The 18051-nt window shown below is 64.6% G+C and carries 15 protein-coding genes; 4 read left to right on the top strand and 11 right to left on the bottom strand.

Annotation, left to right across the window (positions count from 1 at the left end):
• Positions 1 to 5 precede the first annotated feature (5 nt).
• From PGC08_RS04610 to PGC08_RS04600, 3 genes are all read right to left on the bottom strand, one after another.
• A complete protein-coding gene (locus PGC08_RS04610; RefSeq protein WP_009883229.1) occupies positions 6 to 1007 on the bottom strand; it encodes an isopenicillin N synthase family dioxygenase in 1002 nt (333 codons plus the stop codon).
• An 85-nt stretch (positions 1008 to 1092) separates the two neighbouring features.
• Positions 1093 to 2496, bottom strand: coding sequence for an FAD-binding oxidoreductase (locus tag PGC08_RS04605; protein WP_069599595.1), 1404 nt, complete (start codon positions 2494 to 2496; stop codon positions 1093 to 1095).
• Entirely contained in the window at positions 2493 to 3578 is a 1086-nt protein-coding gene (locus PGC08_RS04600; RefSeq protein ID WP_271709627.1) for an aminotransferase class I/II-fold pyridoxal phosphate-dependent enzyme, read from the bottom strand. Before PGC08_RS04600 ends, PGC08_RS04605 begins: the two co-directional genes overlap by 4 nt.
• A 216-nt stretch (positions 3579 to 3794) precedes the next feature.
• On the opposite strand from PGC08_RS04600, the gene mqo reads away from it, so the two are divergent.
• Entirely contained in the window at positions 3795 to 5270 is a 1476-nt protein-coding gene (gene mqo, locus PGC08_RS04595) for a malate dehydrogenase (quinone) (protein ID WP_009883232.1), read from the top strand.
• A 103-nt stretch (positions 5271 to 5373) separates the two neighbouring features.
• Here the strand turns inward: mqo and PGC08_RS04590 are convergent, their stop codons facing one another.
• From PGC08_RS04590 to PGC08_RS04580, 3 genes are all read right to left on the bottom strand, one after another.
• Entirely contained in the window at positions 5374 to 6198 is an 825-nt protein-coding gene (locus PGC08_RS04590; RefSeq protein WP_009883233.1) for a bifunctional allantoicase/(S)-ureidoglycine aminohydrolase, read from the bottom strand.
• Between the two features lie 36 nt (positions 6199 to 6234).
• Positions 6235 to 7542, bottom strand: a complete 1308-nt coding sequence (locus PGC08_RS04585) for a DUF6986 family protein (protein ID WP_009883234.1) — start codon at positions 7540 to 7542, stop codon at positions 6235 to 6237.
• Positions 7543 to 7647: 105 nt separating this feature from the next.
• The gene (locus PGC08_RS04580) at positions 7648 to 9027 is read right to left on the bottom strand and encodes an NAD-dependent malic enzyme (RefSeq protein ID WP_096146570.1); all 1380 of its coding nucleotides are present in this window, start codon (positions 9025 to 9027) and stop codon (positions 7648 to 7650) included.
• Positions 9028 to 9269: 242 nt separating this feature from the next.
• Between PGC08_RS04580 and PGC08_RS04575 the strand changes: the two genes are divergently transcribed.
• Positions 9270 to 10055 (top strand): IclR family transcriptional regulator, encoded by a 786-nt coding sequence (locus PGC08_RS04575; protein WP_009883236.1) that lies wholly within the window; start codon positions 9270 to 9272, stop codon positions 10053 to 10055.
• Between the two features lie 168 nt (positions 10056 to 10223).
• On the opposite strand, the gene aceE is transcribed toward PGC08_RS04575, so the two are convergent.
• From aceE to uraD, 4 genes are all read right to left on the bottom strand, one after another.
• A complete protein-coding gene (gene aceE, locus PGC08_RS04570; RefSeq protein WP_096160291.1) occupies positions 10224 to 12977 on the bottom strand; it encodes a pyruvate dehydrogenase (acetyl-transferring), homodimeric type in 2754 nt (917 codons plus the stop codon).
• Between the two features lie 67 nt (positions 12978 to 13044).
• Positions 13045 to 13929 carry a factor-independent urate hydroxylase gene (pucL, locus tag PGC08_RS04565; RefSeq protein WP_009883238.1) on the bottom strand — a complete coding sequence of 295 codons (885 nt, stop codon included), beginning with the start codon at positions 13927 to 13929 and terminating at the stop codon, positions 13045 to 13047.
• 186 nt (positions 13930 to 14115) lie between these two features.
• Positions 14116 to 14439, bottom strand: coding sequence for a hydroxyisourate hydrolase (uraH, locus tag PGC08_RS04560; RefSeq protein WP_009883239.1), 324 nt, complete (start codon positions 14437 to 14439; stop codon positions 14116 to 14118).
• On the bottom strand, positions 14436 to 14930 hold the full coding sequence (gene uraD / locus PGC08_RS04555) for a 2-oxo-4-hydroxy-4-carboxy-5-ureidoimidazoline decarboxylase (RefSeq protein ID WP_009883240.1): 495 nt from the start codon (positions 14928 to 14930) through the stop codon (positions 14436 to 14438). Before uraD ends, uraH begins: the two co-directional genes overlap by 4 nt.
• 264 nt (positions 14931 to 15194) lie before the next feature.
• Between uraD and PGC08_RS04550 the strand changes: the two genes are divergently transcribed.
• Together PGC08_RS04550 and bcp are read left to right on the top strand one after the other, a co-directional pair.
• On the top strand, positions 15195 to 16370 hold the full coding sequence (locus PGC08_RS04550) for a glycerate kinase (RefSeq protein ID WP_271710039.1): 1176 nt from the start codon (positions 15195 to 15197) through the stop codon (positions 16368 to 16370).
• 43 nt (positions 16371 to 16413) lie between these two features.
• On the top strand, positions 16414 to 16881 hold the full coding sequence (gene bcp, locus PGC08_RS04545) for a thioredoxin-dependent thiol peroxidase (protein WP_096168444.1): 468 nt from the start codon (positions 16414 to 16416) through the stop codon (positions 16879 to 16881).
• 82 nt (positions 16882 to 16963) lie between these two features.
• On the opposite strand, the gene PGC08_RS04540 is transcribed toward bcp, so the two are convergent.
• Complete coding sequence (locus tag PGC08_RS04540; RefSeq protein ID WP_271709626.1) at positions 16964 to 17497, bottom strand: DUF559 domain-containing protein; 534 nt, start codon at positions 17495 to 17497, stop codon at positions 16964 to 16966.
• Positions 17498 to 18051: the final 554 nt, after the last annotated feature.

Genomic DNA, 18051 nt, shown 5'->3' with positions numbered 1-18051 from the left:
GCATCTCAGTTCGCGATGTGCTGCGCGTAGTATTTCTCAGCGACGTTCGGGTGTGAGCGCAGACGCGACATGAACGCATTCTGCCCATAGACCGCGTGCAGCGCGTCGAGTTCATCGACAGAAACTCCACGCGCCTCGGCGGCAAGCTCCGGCGGGAGTTCAACCGGCGGCAGATGACTGCTCAGAGCAGGGTTGTAGAAGAAGGGTATCGAGATCCGGTCTTCGCCTGGTTTGGTCGGCAGCACCCGATGGACCGTCGCCTTAAGATACCCGTTCGTCGCGACCTCGAGGAGCTTGCCGATATTGACGATGAAGGCATTGTCGATCGGATCCGCATCGATATAGCCGTCATCTGTCAGCACCTGCAGGCCAGTGGTGCCCGGCTGCGGGTAGAGCAGAGTGAGAGTACCGCCGTCACGATGTTCGCCCACCCCTTGGGTCACGTCCTCGTTCTCGGCTGCCGGATAGCGGACGATCTTGATGAATGATTCCGGGTCGCGGTCGAAGGCAGCGAAGAAGTGATCGGCCTCCTGGCCCAGGCTCAGCGCCCATTGAGCCAGCAGCCTATTGCCGACCTCCGTGAGCTGGGCGTGCCAGGCGTCAGTGACCTCCCGCAGCTGCGGCAATGACTGCGGATACTGATTGGGGCCGGTGAGATTGTCATAGTCGTGTTCAGGTTCCGTCACCGGTTCGCGTTCGGGCCCGATGTCGATCTGCTCACGCCAGTCGACGCGGCCGCGTGTGCGTTCGCCACCCGTGCGCGTATAACCGCGGAAATGCGGGGAGTTGATGTTCTCTATCGCCAGCTTCTCATCCTCGGGGAGAGCGAAGAACTTCTGTGCTGTTTCGATGATTGCGCTGAAGTCCTCGTTGGGGACACCGTGGCCGACGAGGTAGAAGAATCCGATCTCATGCGTGATTCTGCGCAGGTCTGCTCGAAACGTCTCGGCGGTCGCGGGATCCTCAGACAGGCTGAGGTCGAGGATGGGGAGTTGGCGAAGCGTCATTGCTGAGTCCTTTCCTAGGTGCTCAGAACCCTAGTGCGAACTCCTGCCGCCACACCGTGACGAAGTCATCAGCGGTCACGAAGCGTCACACGCCGAACATCTTCCCCGGATTGAGGATCCCCAGCGGGTCAAGGGCGTTCTTGATCTGGGTGTGCATCAGCCTGGCTCCGGCATCGAGTTCGCGTCCGAGCCACTCGCGCTTGAGGAATCCGACACCGTGTTCCCCCGTGATCGTCCCACCCAGATCGAGGCCCAGCTGCATGATCGCAGCGAACGCCTCCTGCGCTTGGCTGACCTGAGCCTCGTCCCCGGCGTCGAAGACCACCGAAGGATGCATGTTTCCGTCACCGGCGTGACCGGCCGTGGCGACCTCGACGTCGAAGCGGGCATCGATGAGCGCCAGGCGTTCGAAGAACTCCCCGAGAGCGGAGCGCGGCACGCACACATCATCGACGAGCTCTCCCCCACCACGAGTGTGGGCGTACTTCTCCATCGCCGGGGCCACCGCTCGGCGGGCTGCGACGAGCATCTGCGAATCGGCAGGATCGTCGGAGACGAAGACCTCGGAGCCGCCGTTGGACTCCGCGACCCGGCGGAAGGCTTCGAGCTCCTCCATCGCCCCGGCGCCCTTGGCATCGGACTGCACGAGCAGCAGTGCACCGACATCGTCCGGCAGACCGAAGTCGCCGTAGGCATTGATCATCGCCACGCTGGGACCGTCGATGAACTCCAGCATCGACGGATTCGCCCCCGACCCCATGTACTCGGTGACGGTGCGTCCGGCCGATGCGGTGTCGGGGAAGATTCCCACTGCGGTGATCGGCTGCGTCAGTGCCGGTTTCAGGGCCAGAGTCACCTCGACGATGGTGCCCAAGGTGCCTTCGGACCCGACGAACAGGGCCGCCAGGTCGAGACCGGCGACACCCTTGGCAGTCGGACGGCCCAGCTTCGTCACGGTTCCGTCGGCGAGCACCACGGTCATGGCCCGCACATAGTCCTTGGTCACGCCGTACTTCACGCAGCACATGCCACCGGCGTTCGTGGCGACATTGCCGCCGATCGTCGAGATCGCCACCGACCCTGGATCGGGCGGGTAGGCCAGTCCGTGTTCGGCCAGCGCCGTCTTCAGGTCTTGGTTGATGACGCCGGGCTGGACGCGGCAGGTCTGATTCACCTCGTCGATCTCGAGGACCTGATCCATCGCTGCGACATTGAGCAGGAGGCCGCCGTCGACGGCGTTCGCGGCACCGGACAGGCCGGTCCGTGCGCCCTGGGTGACGACGGGGATGTGGTGCTGCGTGGCGAAGGACATCACTGCCACGACGTCATCGACCGTGCGTGCCCGCACCAGGGCCAGGGCCTGGCCCGCCGGGCAGAACAGGGCCTTGTCGGAGGCGTAGCTGTCGATGACGTCCCTGTCGGTGACCAGCGCGCCGGGGCTCAGCCGAGCCTCCAGGTCCTGGGTCGGAATCTCGGCTGTCACACTCATGCGGTCCGCGAGGCTGCGAACTTCGTGGCCACTTCGCGCACCCGGTCGAGAGCTTCATCGGGTCCGATGCTGATGCGCACCCCGCCGCTGAGCTTCCGCACGGCCACGGCCTGGGCTGCGCAGGCAGCTTCGAAGTCTTGTGCGTCATCGTCGGGCAGGCTGACCCACACATAGTTGCCCTGCGAGTCGGTGACGGTGAGTCCCGCATTCCGCAGATCCTGTGCGAACTGGTCACGAGTGGCCGCGACGTCCTTGGCCCGGACGAGGACCTCGTCGTTGCGCGACAGTGATTCTACGGCCGCGACCTGAGCCGTCGAGGTGACGCTGAAGGGTGCGATGACCTGGCGCAGTGCGGTCGCGATCGTCGGATCGGCGACGCCGAAGCCCACCCGCAGGCCAGCCAGGCCATGGGCCTTGGAGAAGGTGCGTGCCAACACCAGATTCGGGAACTTCCGGTAGGCGGCCATCCCATCGACCACCTCGGCGTCGGTGGCGAACTCGAAGTACGCCTCGTCGAGGACGACGATGACCTCGGCCGGGACCTCGGCCATGAAGCCGTCGAGCTCGGCCGTCGAAATCGACAGGCCGGTCGGATTGTTGGGCGAGCAGAGCAGGATGAGGCGGGTCGTGTCGTCGATGGCAGCAACCAGGCCCTGGAAGTCGTGCCGACCGTCTTCGAGCAGGGGCACGGGGCGCTTCTCGGCACCACGCGCCGAGGCGAGGATCGGGTACATCTCGAAGGAGGGCCAGGGGTAGACCACCGAGGTGCCTGCTTCGAGGGTGATGTTCGTCAGCGCGGAGAGAATCTCCGAGGCCCCGGCACCGGGCACGATCTCGGAGGCATCGACGTCGAGATGGGCCGCGATATCGGCGACCAGCTTCGTCGACTTCGGATCGGGATAGTTCGCGGGCACCTGCCCGGGGTCGGTGATCGACTTGAGGACGACCGGCAGCGGTGCCAGGTGGTTCTCGTTCGAGGACAGTTTGTACGGTTTCAGACCCGGTGTGGTGGTCGGGGGTTTGCCCGGCACATAGGGCGGGAATTCGGCCAGGGCATCACGAAGCAGGAAGCGATTCGACATGTGCCCATATTTGCACATCCTGTGGCGGGCGACACAAGGCGTCCACGCGCTAAACGTCCGAATGGTCGGAAAATGCGTGTGACTGCGGACGATCACCGGCTGTGAGGTTGCTCGCACGGGACTCCTGTACGCAGGGGCGGGTTACTGGTTCGCGTGTGGCGAAGAGTAGTCTGTGAGTCGAATACATGTAGTCAGTGACGAAGGATGAGAGTCGAAATGCCCTCAACGCAGGAAAAGGTTGACGTTGTCTTGATCGGCGGCGGCATCATGAGCTCCACTCTTGGTGCCATGCTGACCGAACTTCAGCCCGAATGGGATATCCGGGTCTACGAGAAGCTCGACTATGTCGCCGAGGAGAGCTCCGATCCCTGGAACAACGCAGGCACCGGCCACGCCGCCCTGTGCGAACTCAACTACACTCCTGAGGACGAGAACGGCCACGTCGATCTCGCGAAGGCCTCGCAGATCAACGAGCAGTTCCATCACTCCCGCCAGTACTGGTCGCACCTCGTCGACAACGGCGTCCTGGCAGAGCCGAAGTCCTTCATCAACCAGGTCCCTCACATCAGCTACGGCCGTGGTGAGAAGGGACGCGACTACATCAAGAACCGCTACGAGCAGATGGTGCGCAATCCGCTCTTCTCCGAGATGGAGTACACCGACGACCCGGCCACCCAGGCCGAGTGGCTGCCGCTGATGTTCGAAGGCCGCGGACCCGGTCAGGTCAACGGCATCTCGCGCACGAAGATCGGCACTGACGTCGACTTCGGTTCGCTCTCGCACCAGCTGCTCAACTACGTCGGCGACAAGGGTGCCACGATCCGCACCAGCCACCAGGTCACCGACCTTGAGCGCTCCTCCGACGGCTGGGTCGTCACCGTCAAGGACCTGCTCTCCCACGAGACCCACAAGGTCAACGCGAAGTTCGTCTTCAACGGCGCCGGCGGCGGTGCCCTGCCGCTGCTGCAGAAGTCGGGCATCCCCGAGGGCCGCGGCTACGGCGGGTTCCCCGTCTCCGGCATCTTCCTGCGGACCTCGAACCCAGACCTCGTCGCCCGCCACCAGGCCAAGGTCTACGGCCAGGCATCCTTCGGCGCACCCGCCATGTCGGTGCCTCACCTCGACACCCGTGTCGTCGACGGCAAGGACTACCTGCTCTTCGGTCCCTACGCCGGCTTCTCCCCGAAGTTCCTCAAGGGCGGACGCTTCACCGATCTGCCCTTCTCGGTGCGCGGAAACAACCTGCCCACGATGCTCAATGTGGCCAAGGACAACACCGACCTCGTCACCTACCTCGTCTCCGAGCTGGCCTCGTCGAAGAAGGCCCGCTTCGAGTCGATGCACGAGTTCATCCCGAACATCGACCCCAGCGACTGGGAGTTCATCCAGGCCGGTCAGCGCGTGCAGGTGATGAAGAAGGATCCCAAGAAGGGCGGAGTTCTGAGCTTCGGCACCGAGCTCATCTCCTCGGCCGACGGCTCGATCGCTACTCTCCTCGGCGCCTCACCTGGTGCATCGACGGCAGTGTCGATCATGCTCAACCTGCTCAAGACCTGCTTCCCCCGCCAGTACAGCGCCTGGGAGCCTGCGATCAAGGACATGGTTCCCTCGCTGGGCCGCAGCCTCGCCGATGACGAGACCCTGCTCAAGGAGCTCTCCGAGTACACGGCTCGCACCCTCAAGCTGATCTGATCGGCTGACGACTGGTAGCTGACAACAGCTGAATACAGAAAGAACGGCGGACCCTGTGGGCCGCCGTTCTTCGTGTGTCAGCGTCTATGAGTGAGTCAGTGCCTCACAGCTCGACCTGGCGGTTGACGTCCTTGTAGAGCAGGTAGCGGAAGCGGCCCGGTCCGCCGGCGTAGCAGGCCTGCGGGCAGAAGGCGCGCATCGAGATGAAGTCACCTTCCTGCACCTCCACCCAGTCGCCGTTGAGACGGTAGACGGCCTTGCCTTCGAGCACGTAGAGACCATGCTCCATCTCATGGGTCTCGGCGAAGGGGATCACGGCACCGGGTTCGAAGGTCACGATGTTCACGTGCATGTCGTAGGCCAGGTTGTCCGGATCCAGGGGACGCGTCGTGCGCCACCGGTTGTCGGTGCCCGGCATCGAGGCGGGCTCGACGTCAGCTTCCTGACCGAACTTGGCCTCCGGGGTCAGCCCGGCCACGGGCTGGTAGCGCTTGCGCACCCAATGGAAACGTGCCGCCTCGGCGCCGGTGGACTTCACGCTCCACGTCGAACCGGCAGGCAGGAATCCGTAGCCGCCGGCGGTCAGGGTGTGGGCCTGGCCCTCGTGGGTGATCTCGAGCGTTCCCGCCATGAGGAAGATGAACCCCTCGACCTCGGCCTGCGGTTCTGGCTTCTCCGAGCCGCCGCCGGGAGCGACCTCGAGGATGGTCTGGGAGAACGTCACCGCTCCCCCGGCCACCGGCTTGCTCAGCACCCACGACCTGGTCCCCGTCCATTCGGGCAGATTCGAGGTCACGATGTCGCGCATGACGCCGCGCGGGATCACGGTGTACGCCTCGGTGACGATCGCGCGGTCAGTCAGAAGGTCCGTCTGCGGCGGGTGCCCGCCGGTGGGCGCGAAGTAGGTGTATGGGTCGGTCGTCGTCATGGGTGTGGTGTCTCCTTGAGATCGGGGCTGGTCAGGTCACTCGGCCGCGCCGGTGGCGGCGATGTGGTTGAGTGTTTCGATCGACATCTTCGTCCGGCCGGTCACGAATTCCTCGGTGTGGGCGCCGCACGAGAGCCCGCGGCCCAGGTAGCGGGCCAGTGCCCGTGCCGTCGCCGGCTCGTCGAGGACGGCCGAGTCCTCCTGGAACACGTAGTTGCGCAGCCTGGTCGCCGCCCGCTCCGCGCCTTCGCGGTAGAAGCGGAAGGTGGCGAGGAAGCGGGTGGGCAGCTGATGCGGGTGCATGTCCCAACCCTGGTAGATGCCGCGCTTGAGGTGCCTGCGGACCAGTCCGGCGTGCAGGCTCCAGGCGCGATGAATCTCCTCGGGCTCGCCGAGGGGCATGATGTTCGTGGACCCGTCGGAGAGGTGGACGCCGGTGCCGGCGACCGCGAGCATCATCTGGTTCTTCGCGAAATCGGCCACGGGGTGATCCATCGCCTGGTAGGCGGCGGCGACGCCCATCGAAGCCGAGTAGTCGTAGGTGCCGTAGTGCAGGGAGGTGATGCGCCCGGCTCCCGCGTCGAGGACCGGAGCCAGCGGCACGGTGCCGTCGGCGCCGAGGATGAGCTGTGGGGTCTCGACCTGCACCTCGAAGGTGATCGAGCCCTCGGCGAGACCGTGCTGGGCCTCAAGCGCTCGGCAGGCGAGGACCATGGCGGACACCTGAGCGACAGTGCTCACCTTCGGCAGCGTGAGCACCAACTGCGTCGGCAGGGATCCGTGGGCGGCGATCACCTCGGCGAGGAAGAGGTCAAGGGTGCGCAGACCGCGCGCCCGGGTCTCGGCCTCCATGCATTTGAACCGGATGCCGAAGAACGCCGGTGCACCCGTCTCGTCCAGGCCCGCGATCACATTGCGTGCGGCCTGGCGGACGCAGTCGTCCTCGGTCGCGTCGCCCCGGTTGCCGAACCCGTCTTCGAAGTCCAGCCGCAGGTCTTCGATCGGTTCGGTGGCCAGCTTTGTGGTGACCGCCTCGGCGAGCATCTCTGCTTCCCGGGCGACCTGGTGCAGATTGGGCATTGTCTGGCTGTCGGGTGCCACCGTCTCCTTACGGGAGGCGATGATGACGCGTTCGGCCAGCTGGACCATCCCGCCGTTGGCTTCGACGCAGTCGAGCGCCTGCGCACCCCACTCACGGGGCAGCGACGGGCTCGACAGATGCCCGGGGACGTAGACGGTGTGCACGGGCTGCCGGACGTCACGGTCGCCGGGATAGCGAGTGCTCAGCAGCTCGTCAGTGTCCGCCAGGAGTGAATCGATGTCGGTCAACGTTGATTGATCCAATTTCACATTCTCTTTCGTAGCATCGTTGCGCGGGAGGACTGGTCTCTCCACATTGTCTCTCATAAAACGTCGACCGGCCTCCCGTTTCAGGAGACCGGTCCATGTTCAGGAGGAGACTGCCGCAACCGCTGCCGCCACCTTCGTCGCCACCTCTGGGTCGAAGACCGAGGGCACCACATAGCCGGGGTGGAGTTCCTCCTCCGGGATGCACGAGGCGATCGCGTCGGCTGCGGCGACCATGATGTTCTCGTCGATGTCGGTGGCCTCGGCGTCGAGGAGTCCGCGGAAGATGCCGGGGAAGGCCAGCACATTGTTGATCTGGTTCGGGTAGTCGCTGCGTCCCGTGGCCACGACGGCCGCGTACTTGAGCGCCTCGGCGGGGTCGACCTCGGGATCCGGGTTGGCCATGGCGAAGACGAGGGCGTCCTTGTTCATCGCCTGGATGTCGGCGCCGTCGAGCACGTTCGGGGCCGAGACGCCGATGAACACGTCAGAGCCCGCGACGGCCTCCTTGAGCGTGCCCTCGAAGCCCTCAGGGTTCGTGTTGGCCTGCAGCCACACCTTGTGCTCGGTGTCGACGGTCGAGTTCGGTCCGATCGCACCGTTGCGTCCGCAGGCGATGATGTTCTTGGCACCGGCGACCTGGAGCAGGCGGATGATCGCGTTGCCGGCGGCACCGACGCCGGAGACGACGATGCGCTGATCCTCGAGCTTGCGGCCCACGACCTTGAGAGCGTTCTTCAGCGCGGCCAGCGTGACGATGCCGGTGCCGTGCTGATCGTCGTGGAAGACGGGAATGTCGAGCTCTTCACGGAGCCTGGCCTCGATCTCGAAGCAGCGCGGTGCCGAGATGTCCTCGAGGTTGATGCCGCCGTAGGCCGGGGCGATGGCCTTGCAGATCGAGATGATCTCCTCGGTGTCCTTCGTATCCAGGGCCACGGGCCAGGCGTCGACACCGGCGAACTGCTTGAACAGGACGGCCTTGCCTTCCATCACGGGCATCGCGGCTTCGGGGCCGATGTCGCCGAGGCCGAGGACCGCGGTGCCGTCGGTGACGACGGCGACGGTGTTGCGCTTGATCGTGAGCCTGCGGGCATCGGCCTTGTTCTCCGCGATGGCCATGCACACACGCGCCACACCCGGGGTGTAGGCGCGGGAGAGGTCGTCACGGTTGCGCAGCGGCACCTTGGGGGTGGATTCGAGCTTGCCGCCGAGGTGGAGCAGGAAGGTGCGGTCGGAGACCTTGTGGACCTCGACGCCGTCGAGCGCGCCGAGCGCGGCCGCCACCTCGTCGGCGTGGGCGACATCGCGGGTATCGGCGCTGACGTCGATCATCACCGTATGCGGGGTGGACTCGACGACGTCGAGGGCGGTGATCGCGGCACCGGTTGCAGCGGCGGAGGCCACGAGATCGGACGTCGATGTCCGACCGACTGCGGTCTCCACGCGAAGAGTGATTGAGTATCCGGGGCTTGGAACAGCCATGGGAGTTATCCTCTCTGATAAGTCTTTTCCGTATTACGGATAATATCTTCTGTATAGTGGAAAATCTAGCCAGAATGCTCTGTAGCGGAAACTTTCTTCCATTTCAGGTCTAGACTGAGTGACAGTTTCGCTGAGTGATCCCTTGCTCAGCGATCAGCGCTTTCAGCCGGCGGCACTCAGCGTCGAGCCTGTCCGGCATATCCGCGAACACGAATTTCTATGGACGAGGAAGAGGAACTGGGATGACCAGCAATGACACGAAGGCCCCTGCGATCCGCCAGACGAAGGGCGGCGTCCAATCCGTCGAGCGCGCCTTCGGACTCCTCGAATGCATCGCGAATTCCTCGGGGTCGGCAACCCTGAGCCACATCGCCGCCGAGGTCAGCCTCCCCCTGCCGACGATCCACCGCCTGCTCAACACTCTGGTCAACCTCGGCGTGGTGCGTCAGCTGCCCAACCGCGGCTATGCGCTGGGACCGGGCCTCATTCGCCTCGGCAACCTCGCCGGCGCCCAGCTGGGTGCCATCGCCCGTCCCTACCTGCGGACCCTCGTGGACGAACTCGGCGAGTCCGCGAACGTCGCGACCATCGACGGCGACATGGTCGTCTACGTCGACCAGGTGGCCTCGCAGCACCAGATGCGCATGTTCACCGAGGTGGGCCGCCGTGCCCATATGCACGACACCGGAGTGGGCAAGGCGATGCTCGCAGGCCTCGATTCCGAGCAGGTGCGTCACATCGTGACGACCGCGGGCATGCCCACCCCCACGCAGTACAGCATCGGCACCGTCGACGACCTCGAAACCGAGCTCGAGCGCATCCGCGACCGCGGCTACTCCATCGATGAACAGGAACAGGAGCTGGGTGTGCGCTGCTTCGCAATGTCGATCCCCGAGGCGCCCGCTCCCCTGGCCATCTCCGTGTCCGGACCCATCAGCCGCGTCGACAAGGCCTTCTCAGATCGCGCCATCCCGCTGCTGCGCTCAGCCGCCGAGGCGATCTCGGACGACATGCGCCGTGGCGCCTGAGCCAGACTCTCCAGCCGCGGAATGCACTGGGCCACCCCTTCCGCCCTCGCGACAACGCCGGAGCTCCGAGCCCCCTGTGCACACACAGTCGGCTCGGAGCTCCGGCGTTGTCTCGCCTCATTCAGGCTGAGCAGCCCAGGCTGATCAGCCAACAAGTGAGCTGCTTTCTCAGGAATCGCCTCCGGCGGTTCCTGAGGTTCCTGCGTTGACCTCGTTCAGGCGGTACTTCTTCGCCGCCTCAACTGGCACCGTGCGGGCGATCTCGCCGCGGTCGGCCAGCAGCTGCAGGGTGCGCACGACCATCGAGTGGGCGTCGATCTTGAAGTGGCGCCTCGCTGCTGCACGCGTGTCGGAGAACCCGAATCCGTCAGCACCCAGGGTTGCGAAGTCCTGCTTGAGGAACGGCCGGATGAGGTCCGGCTGCGTGGAGTCGAAGTCACTCGTTGCCACAATCGGCCCGGCCTCGGAGCCCAGGCGCTCACGCACATAGGGCGTACGCGGCTCGGCCTCGAAGTTCTCGAGCTTCTCGGCCTCGCACTTCAGAGCGTCGCGGCGCAGCTCGGCCCATGAGGTGACCGACCAGACAGCCGCGTCCACTCCCCATTCCTGGGCCAGCAGACCACGGGCCTCAAGGGCCCACGGGACTGCGACTCCGGACGCGAGCAGCTGAGCTTGCGGGCGATCCCCTGCCCCAGCCTCGGCGCCGGTGCCGGCTTCTGCCACGCGATGGATCCCGCGCAGGATCCCATCGACGTCGACATCCTCCGGCTCGGCCGGCTGGAGCATCGGCTCGTTGTACACGGTCAGGTAGTACATGACGTTGCGGGCGTCGTCGCCGAGGTCGTGCTCGCCGTACATACGGTGCAGGCCATCGCGCATGATGTGCCCGATTTCGTAGCCGAAGGCCGGGTCGTAGATCCGCACAGCCGGGTTGGTCGCGGCCAGCACCGGCGAGTGGCCGTCGGCGTGCTGGAGTCCCTCACCGGTCAGCGTGGTGCGTCCGGCGGTGGCGCCGATGATGAACCCGCGGGTCATCTGGTCACCGGCGGCCCAGAAGGCATCGCCGGTGCGCTGGAAGCCGAACATCGAGTAGAAGACGTAGATCGGGATCATCGGCTCGCCGTGCGTCGAGTACGCGGTGCCGGCGGCCGTGAAGCCTGCCGCGGCACCGGCCTCGTTGATGCCGACGTGGAGCAGCTGACCCGAGGTCGCTTCCTTGTAGGACAGGAACAGCTCGCGGTCGACGGCGAGGTAGTTCTGCCCGTTCGGGTTGTAGATCTTCGCGGTCGGGAAGAACGCGTCGATACCGAAGGTGCGCGCCTCATCAGGGATGATGGGCACGATCCGATTGCCGATCCCCTTCTCCCGCATGAGGTCCTTGAGCAGGCGGACGAAGGCCATCGTGGTCGCGGCCTGCTGGTGGCCCGAGCCCTTCTTCGTCTGCGAGAAGGCCTTGTCGGAGACCGCGGGCAGGGTCTTCTTGCTGTTCTCGGGCTTCCGGTTGGGCAGGAACCCGCCCAGTGACTTCCGCTTTTCGAGCATGTACTGAATCTCTTCAGCGTCGTTGCCCGGGTGGTAGTAGGGCACCGCGTAGGGGTCTTCGTCGATGACCTTGTCGGTGATCGGGATGTCCATCCGGTCGCGGAAGGCCTTGACGTCGGCGGCGGTGAACTTCTTCATCTGGTGGGTGGCGTTGCGCGACTCGAAGGTCGTGCCCAGGCCATAGCCCTTGACCGTCTGGACAAGGATGACGGTCGGCTTGCCGGTCGTGTTCACTGCCTGCTGGTAGGCGGCGAAGACCTTGTGGTAGTCGTGGCCGCCGCGCTTGAGGTTCCAGATGTCGTCGTCGCTCAGGTGCTCGACGAGGCCCTTCGTCTCCGGTGAACGACCGAAGAAGTTGTCGCGGATGAACCCGCCGGACTCGGCCTTGAAGGTCTGGTAGTCACCGTCGAGCGTCTCGTTCATGATCCGCACCAGCGAGCCGGTGTGGTCGGCGTCGAGCAGGGCGTCCCATTCGCGACCCCACAGCACCTTGATGACGTTCCAGCCGGCGCCGGTGAAGACCGCTTCGAGTTCCTGCACGATCTTGCCGTTGCCGCGCACGGGTCCGTCGAGTCGCTGCAGGTTGCAGTTGATGACGTAGGTGAGGTTGTCCAGGCCCTCGTTCGCGGCCAGCTGGAGTGCACCGCGTGATTCCGGTTCGTCCATCTCGCCGTCGCCGAGGAAGGCCCAGACGCGCTGGTCGGAGGTGTCCTTGATGCCGCGATTGTGCAGATAGCGGTTCATCTGTGCCTGGTAGATCGAGTTGATCGGTCCCAGGCCCATCGACACAGTCGGGAACTGCCAGAAGTCGGGCATCAGGCGTGGGTGCGGGTAGGAGCTCAGGCCGTCAGGTGCCTTCGAGGCCTCCTGTCGGAAGCCGTCGAGCTGCTTGTCACTGAGACGGTTCTCGAGGTAGGCCCGGGCGTACATGCCGGGTGAGGCGTGGCCCTGGAAGAAGACCTGGTCGCCGCCGCCGGGGTGGTTCTGCCCGCGGAAGAAGTTATTGAACCCGATCTCGTAGAGGGTCGCGGCACCGGCGTAGGTCGAGATGTGTCCGCCGACGGAGATCTCGGGACGCTGGGCCCGGTGGACGAGCATCGCGGCGTTCCAGCGCAGCCATTTGCGGTACTTGCGCTCAAGGCGCTCATCGCCCGGGTAGGCAGGTTCCTGATCGGCCGGGATCGTGTTCACATAGTCCGTGGTCGTGACCTTCGGCTGGGCCACCGAGTTCGATGCGGCACGGCGGCGCAGGGCCTCCATGATCTCGGCCGCGCGCAGGGTTCCACGCTGGTTGACAAGCCCCTCCCAGGACTCGAGCCACTCGTCGATCTCTTCGTCACCGGTTCCCCTCGGGATCGCCGAGGTTGTGTCCTGGGTCATAGTTCTCCCTCTCAAACACGTCAGGCCCACGGGAAGGTGTTTCCCGTGGACCCGACTATGGAAATTATCAGCAGAAGCCGGCGATCTGCGCCCAGGCGTCCTTGTTCTCCTCCACACCGTCACGGGTGAAGGTGGCCTCGATCAACCCGTAGGGGCGATCAGCGACGATGAGCACTTCGTTCGGGTTCTCCAGTCCGAAGCGTTCGATGTCGTAGAGGAAATGGTGCTTGTTCGGGCAGGAGAAGCGGATCTCGTCGATCTCCGGCACAGCCTCGATGACCTTCTCACCCATCTGGTACAGGGTGTGCTGCAGGGCATGCGAGTAGTGGTCGGTGAACGAGTCGAGGATGATCTCCTTGACCTTCGTGTACACGCCCTCGAAGTCGAGATCCGTGGTGTTGTAGATCCAGCGGGTCGCGATGTCGGTGGCGAGGATGCGGTCGTCGGTCTCCGGCAGGGTCGTGTACTTGTCCTTCGGGTAGCCGACGAAGCCTGATTCGGTGGTCTTGAGCACAGTGAGTCCGTAGAAGCCGGAGATCAGGGTGCTGGCGTCGCCGTCGCGGGTCAGGACCGCGGTGCGGGTCTCCGGCGCGGACTTGTAGAACGAGTGGTTGTGGTCGTTGATGCGCGACCAGCCGTACTCTTCTGCTGCCCAGCGTCCGCCGGTGACCCAGTCGAAGCTGGAGGTGAAGTGCTCACCGAGGCCGAGGAGGAACTGTTCGGGTGAGGTCACTCCGAGTTCCTTGGCCTTGGCGAAGACCGTGTTCTTCTGGGTGTCGGTGGCGACGACGTGTTCGTTGTTGCCCTCGGTGTGTGCGGTCTCGAAGTCGCCCCACAACTGGGAGGTGACGTTGAGGTCGCGGATCTCGTGACGTTCGGAGTCACGGTAGACCCTCATCAAACGGTTCTCCGCCTTGCCGTACTGATTCGTTGTCAGTTTCACCTTGCTCATCTTCTTGCTCCTGTTGCTATGCCAGCAACCGCGCCGGCCTCGTCACCGAGTCCGACATGGCCGCTGTGACCAATTGATTTGCGAGGTTGCCGGGCGTCGAACCCAGCGAACTTCGGCGGTTTGTTGAGGATCATGATCCTGCAGGGGGCCTGCTTCCCCTGATGTCTTATGGGTGGTGCTGCCCGCTCAGCTGCCGCGGTAGGTGCTGTACGCGAACGGACTCAGCAACAATGGTATGTGATAGTGCGCCTCGCCCGCCTTGACCGTGAAGTCGATCGTGACCTGGGGGTGGAAATGATCCTGCCTCTGAGCCTCGAAGTAGGCACCGGTACCGAATACGATCCGATAATCACCGGCGCCGAGGTGGTCCGGTCCGAATTCCGAGACACGACCGTTTCCGTCGGTGCGGGCATTGGCGAGCACCTCGGTGCCGGAGTAGAGCGTGACCTCGAGGTCGGCGGCAGGGGTGCCGAGTGTGGAGTCGAGGGCGTGGGCGGAGATGAAGCTCATGCGAGGATTCCTTCGAGTCTGAGTGCGGCGATCTGGATCAGCTGCTCGCCGACCTCGGCGAGTTCGTCGGTGTCGGTGTTGGCCATGCGGCGCTGCAGCTCGGCGAGGATCTCCTCGGGGCTGCGACCGGCTGCGCGGATGAGGAAAACGCGGTCGAAGCGCTCTTCGTAGGCGGCGTTGCCTGCAGCGAGTCGTTCCTGGACGTCACCGTCAAGGGCTCCCAGGCCCGCCTGCTCACGGGAGGAATGGGCCGCCTCGGCGGACGAGCCTTCAGCCTTCTCACCGATCCGGGGATGGTGGGACATGGCCTGATTGATCTCGTCATCGGTCAGCGGAGCGGCGCTGGTGCGGGCGGCCTCGAGGGCGGCTTCCACAGTGGAGAACGGACGTGCGGCGACGACCCCGTCGATCCACCGGTCGACGTCCAGGCACGGGCGCAGACTCGCGCGGGCATCGTCGGTCGACAGCTGATTGAACTCGCTTAGGTCCACATTGACCTCCTGAGAAAATCGAGATGCTCAAGCACTGAGAATGTGTTTCACATCACGGAAGATTATTTCCATTTAACTGCTTCGAGTTTGACCCCAGGTTCGCGCTAAGTCAAATTTCAGAGTCGACTCCGGCGGCTCCTTCCGGCTGGATTTGGAAAAGTTATTCCACAAAGCGGATAATGGTGGCAGAGTCCCTCGCGCAGTCCGCGTTCTGGGCACTTGGCCATCGTTTTCTCGACAATGAGGTTGAATGACGTCATGAGCATGGAAGCACCCACGATCGTCTGCGCGCCCGATTCCTTCAAGGGTTCGGCCGGCGCCCCCGCTGCCGCCGCCGCCCTCGCCCGCGGTGCCCGCCAGGTGTTCCCCGACTCGCAGATCACCGACCTGCCCTTCGCCGACGGCGGCGAGGGAACCCTCGACGCACTGCTCGCCGTGTGGGGCACCCCGGCCCGATCGGTCGACGTCGTCGATGCCCTCGGTCGGCCGACGACCGCCCTGTTCGGCATCTCCGCCGATGGAAAGACCGCGGTCATCGAGGCCGCTCAGGCCAACGGCCTCCCCCAGGTCTCCGACGTCGCCCTCGCACCCGAGCGCGCCGACACCTACGGCGTGGGCCTCATCGCCCGCCACGTCCTGGACCAGGGGGTCGAAGAGATCCTGCTGTGCATCGGGGGCTCGGCGAGCACCGATGGCGGCGTCGGCATCGCCATGGCCCTGGGCGCAGCCTTCACTGACTCCTCCGGTGCCCCCATCGCTCCCGGTGGCGGTGGGCTGTCGGCCCTGGCCGCCGTCGATGCCTCAGCGCTGGATCCGCGTGCCCTTCAGGTCCGCTGGCGCATCGCCGTCGACGTCGACAATCCGCTCACCGGCACCCGTGGAGCTGCCGCGGTCTTCGGTCCGCAGAAGGGCGCCGATGCCGCGTCCGTTGCCGTCCTCGACTCCGGTCTGGCCCACCTCGCCGAGGTGCTCGCCGACTCGCCAGCGGAAGCGTCGTCGCTTGCGGCGACACCGGGCTTCGGTGCCGCCGGTGGCATCCCGCTGGCTCTGACGAGCCTAGTAGGCGCCGAGGTGGTGCCCGGGTCGACGATGGTCGCCGAGGCTGTGGGGCTGACCGAGGCCCTGGCCGCCGCCGATATCGTGCTCACGGGCGAAGGATCCTTCGACTCCCAGTCCCTGGGTGGGAAGGTCGTCGCGGCCGTACGCGACTATGCCCCCGCCTCGGCGAGGATCATCGTCGTCGCAGGCCGCGTCGCCCTCAGCCCCGCCGAATGCCGCGAGGCCGGCATCACCGCGGCCTTGTCGATCGCGCAGGGCCCGGCCGACCTTGCCGAGCTCTCCGGCCGCGCCGAGGAGCTCATCGAAGCCACGGCGGCTCACGCGTGCGCGCTCGTGGGCGCAGGTACGCGCGCAGGCGTCGCGGGCGCGCAACAGAACTGACCATCACCATCACAAGCAGTCATCTACGAAAGGACGCATCATCATGGCGACACAGCTCGAAGTCGGACAGACCGCACCGGATTTCTCCCTGGCCGATGCCAGCGGAAAGACCTACTCGAAGGCGGACTTCGCCGGGCAGAAGGTCATCCTCTACTTCTACCCGAAGGCCGCAACACCCGGCTGCACGACAGAGGCCTGCGACTTCCGCGACAACCTCTCGTCCCTGGCCGCTGCAGGATTCCAGGTGCTCGGGGTCTCCCCCGACGACGCTGAGGCACTGCAGGCGTTCACGGACGACCAGCAGCTGACCTTCCCACTGCTCTCTGACCCGGGTGCAGAACTCGCGCAGACCTACGGATCGTTTGGTGAGAAGACGATCAACGGCAACACCTTCGAAGGCACGCTGCGCTCTACTTTCGTCATCGCCGAAGACGGCACCCTCTCCGACGTCGAATACAACGTCGACGCCGACGGCCACGTCGCCCGCCTCCGCGAGAAGCTCGGCGCCTGAGCCACAGCCTCGTTACACAACTGAGCAACCTTCCCGGCGCTTGGCAACCTTTAGCGAGGTTGCTACGCGCCCGAAAGGTTGCTCAGTTCGACGAGAGCCGCGTGGCAGTTGCATTGAGGATGTGATGGAAGAGCTCTGATCGGTAGAGCTGCCTCCAGGTCAACCGGATCACCAGATAGCCCGCGGCGCTGAGGGCCGACTCCCGCAGCTTCTCCTTCTCGATCTCCTTCTTCGGATCCCCGGAGCCGAGTCCGTACTTACCCATTCCGTCGACCTCGACGATGATCTTGGCCTTCTCATGGCAGAAGTCGACTCGTCCCAACCAGTTCCGGGCAGTGTCGAAGATGTTCACCTGTGGGAGGAATCCGACAATTCCGAACTCGTAGAATCGCACAGCACAGACCGATTCGGCGACGGATTCCCGACGACCGTCGGCTAGCTCAAGAGCGTTCTCCACATTTCGCGAACCCTCTATCTCAACGCAGGCAGAGACAACCGTGCTCACATCGTCGAGATCTGCAGAGCCACAGCGCAAAGCATGGTCGAGCATCGGCACTGAGACGCTCAGCGGATAGTCACGCGCTACGTCGATGAGCGACCGCTCCAGTGAGGTCACTGCATATATGCCGATCTTGACCATCTGGGTTTGAGGTATCAAACGACGCCGGACCCGCAGATTGGTATAAGTGCGGCTGACCTTTGGCCGTACAACTTCCACCCGATGCTCGCTGAGGGAGCTCACGGGCAGTTCATGGATGAGCGCTGCGGACAGGTGGCTGAAGATTTCTCCTCCACGTGGAGTACGCCGACTGAGCAGACCCTCCTGAAGATGCTCTGCTCGAGCCCGGATGAGTACCTTGAGTCTCTCGACCTGGTCCCGGATATCCCCGAATTGGACGAACTCACTGCTGGAACCGCTCTTGATCGATTCCCAAAGCTCGCTATGAGCTGCATCAGCGCAGACGAACTCGGTGACATATCGGCCTCGCGCCACCCTGCGCAGGCAGCAGCGCAGCGCTCGCCGGATTTCCTCTCGAGAGAATCCCAAGCGAACCAGACGTGCGGCGGTGATGTGCGCATACATAACAACTAAATTGCATCATTCAACAGCAAACAGCAACATATTCCGCGATTCTGTGGATAAACCTGTGCACAGAGGTGGTCGTATCG

Source organism: Brevibacterium sp. BDJS002, assembly GCF_028201555.1.
GTDB lineage: Bacteria > Actinomycetota > Actinomycetes > Actinomycetales > Brevibacteriaceae > Brevibacterium > Brevibacterium aurantiacum.
The sequence above is the reverse complement of the archived record's forward strand: the minus strand, read 5'-3'. Positions and strand labels throughout refer to the sequence as shown.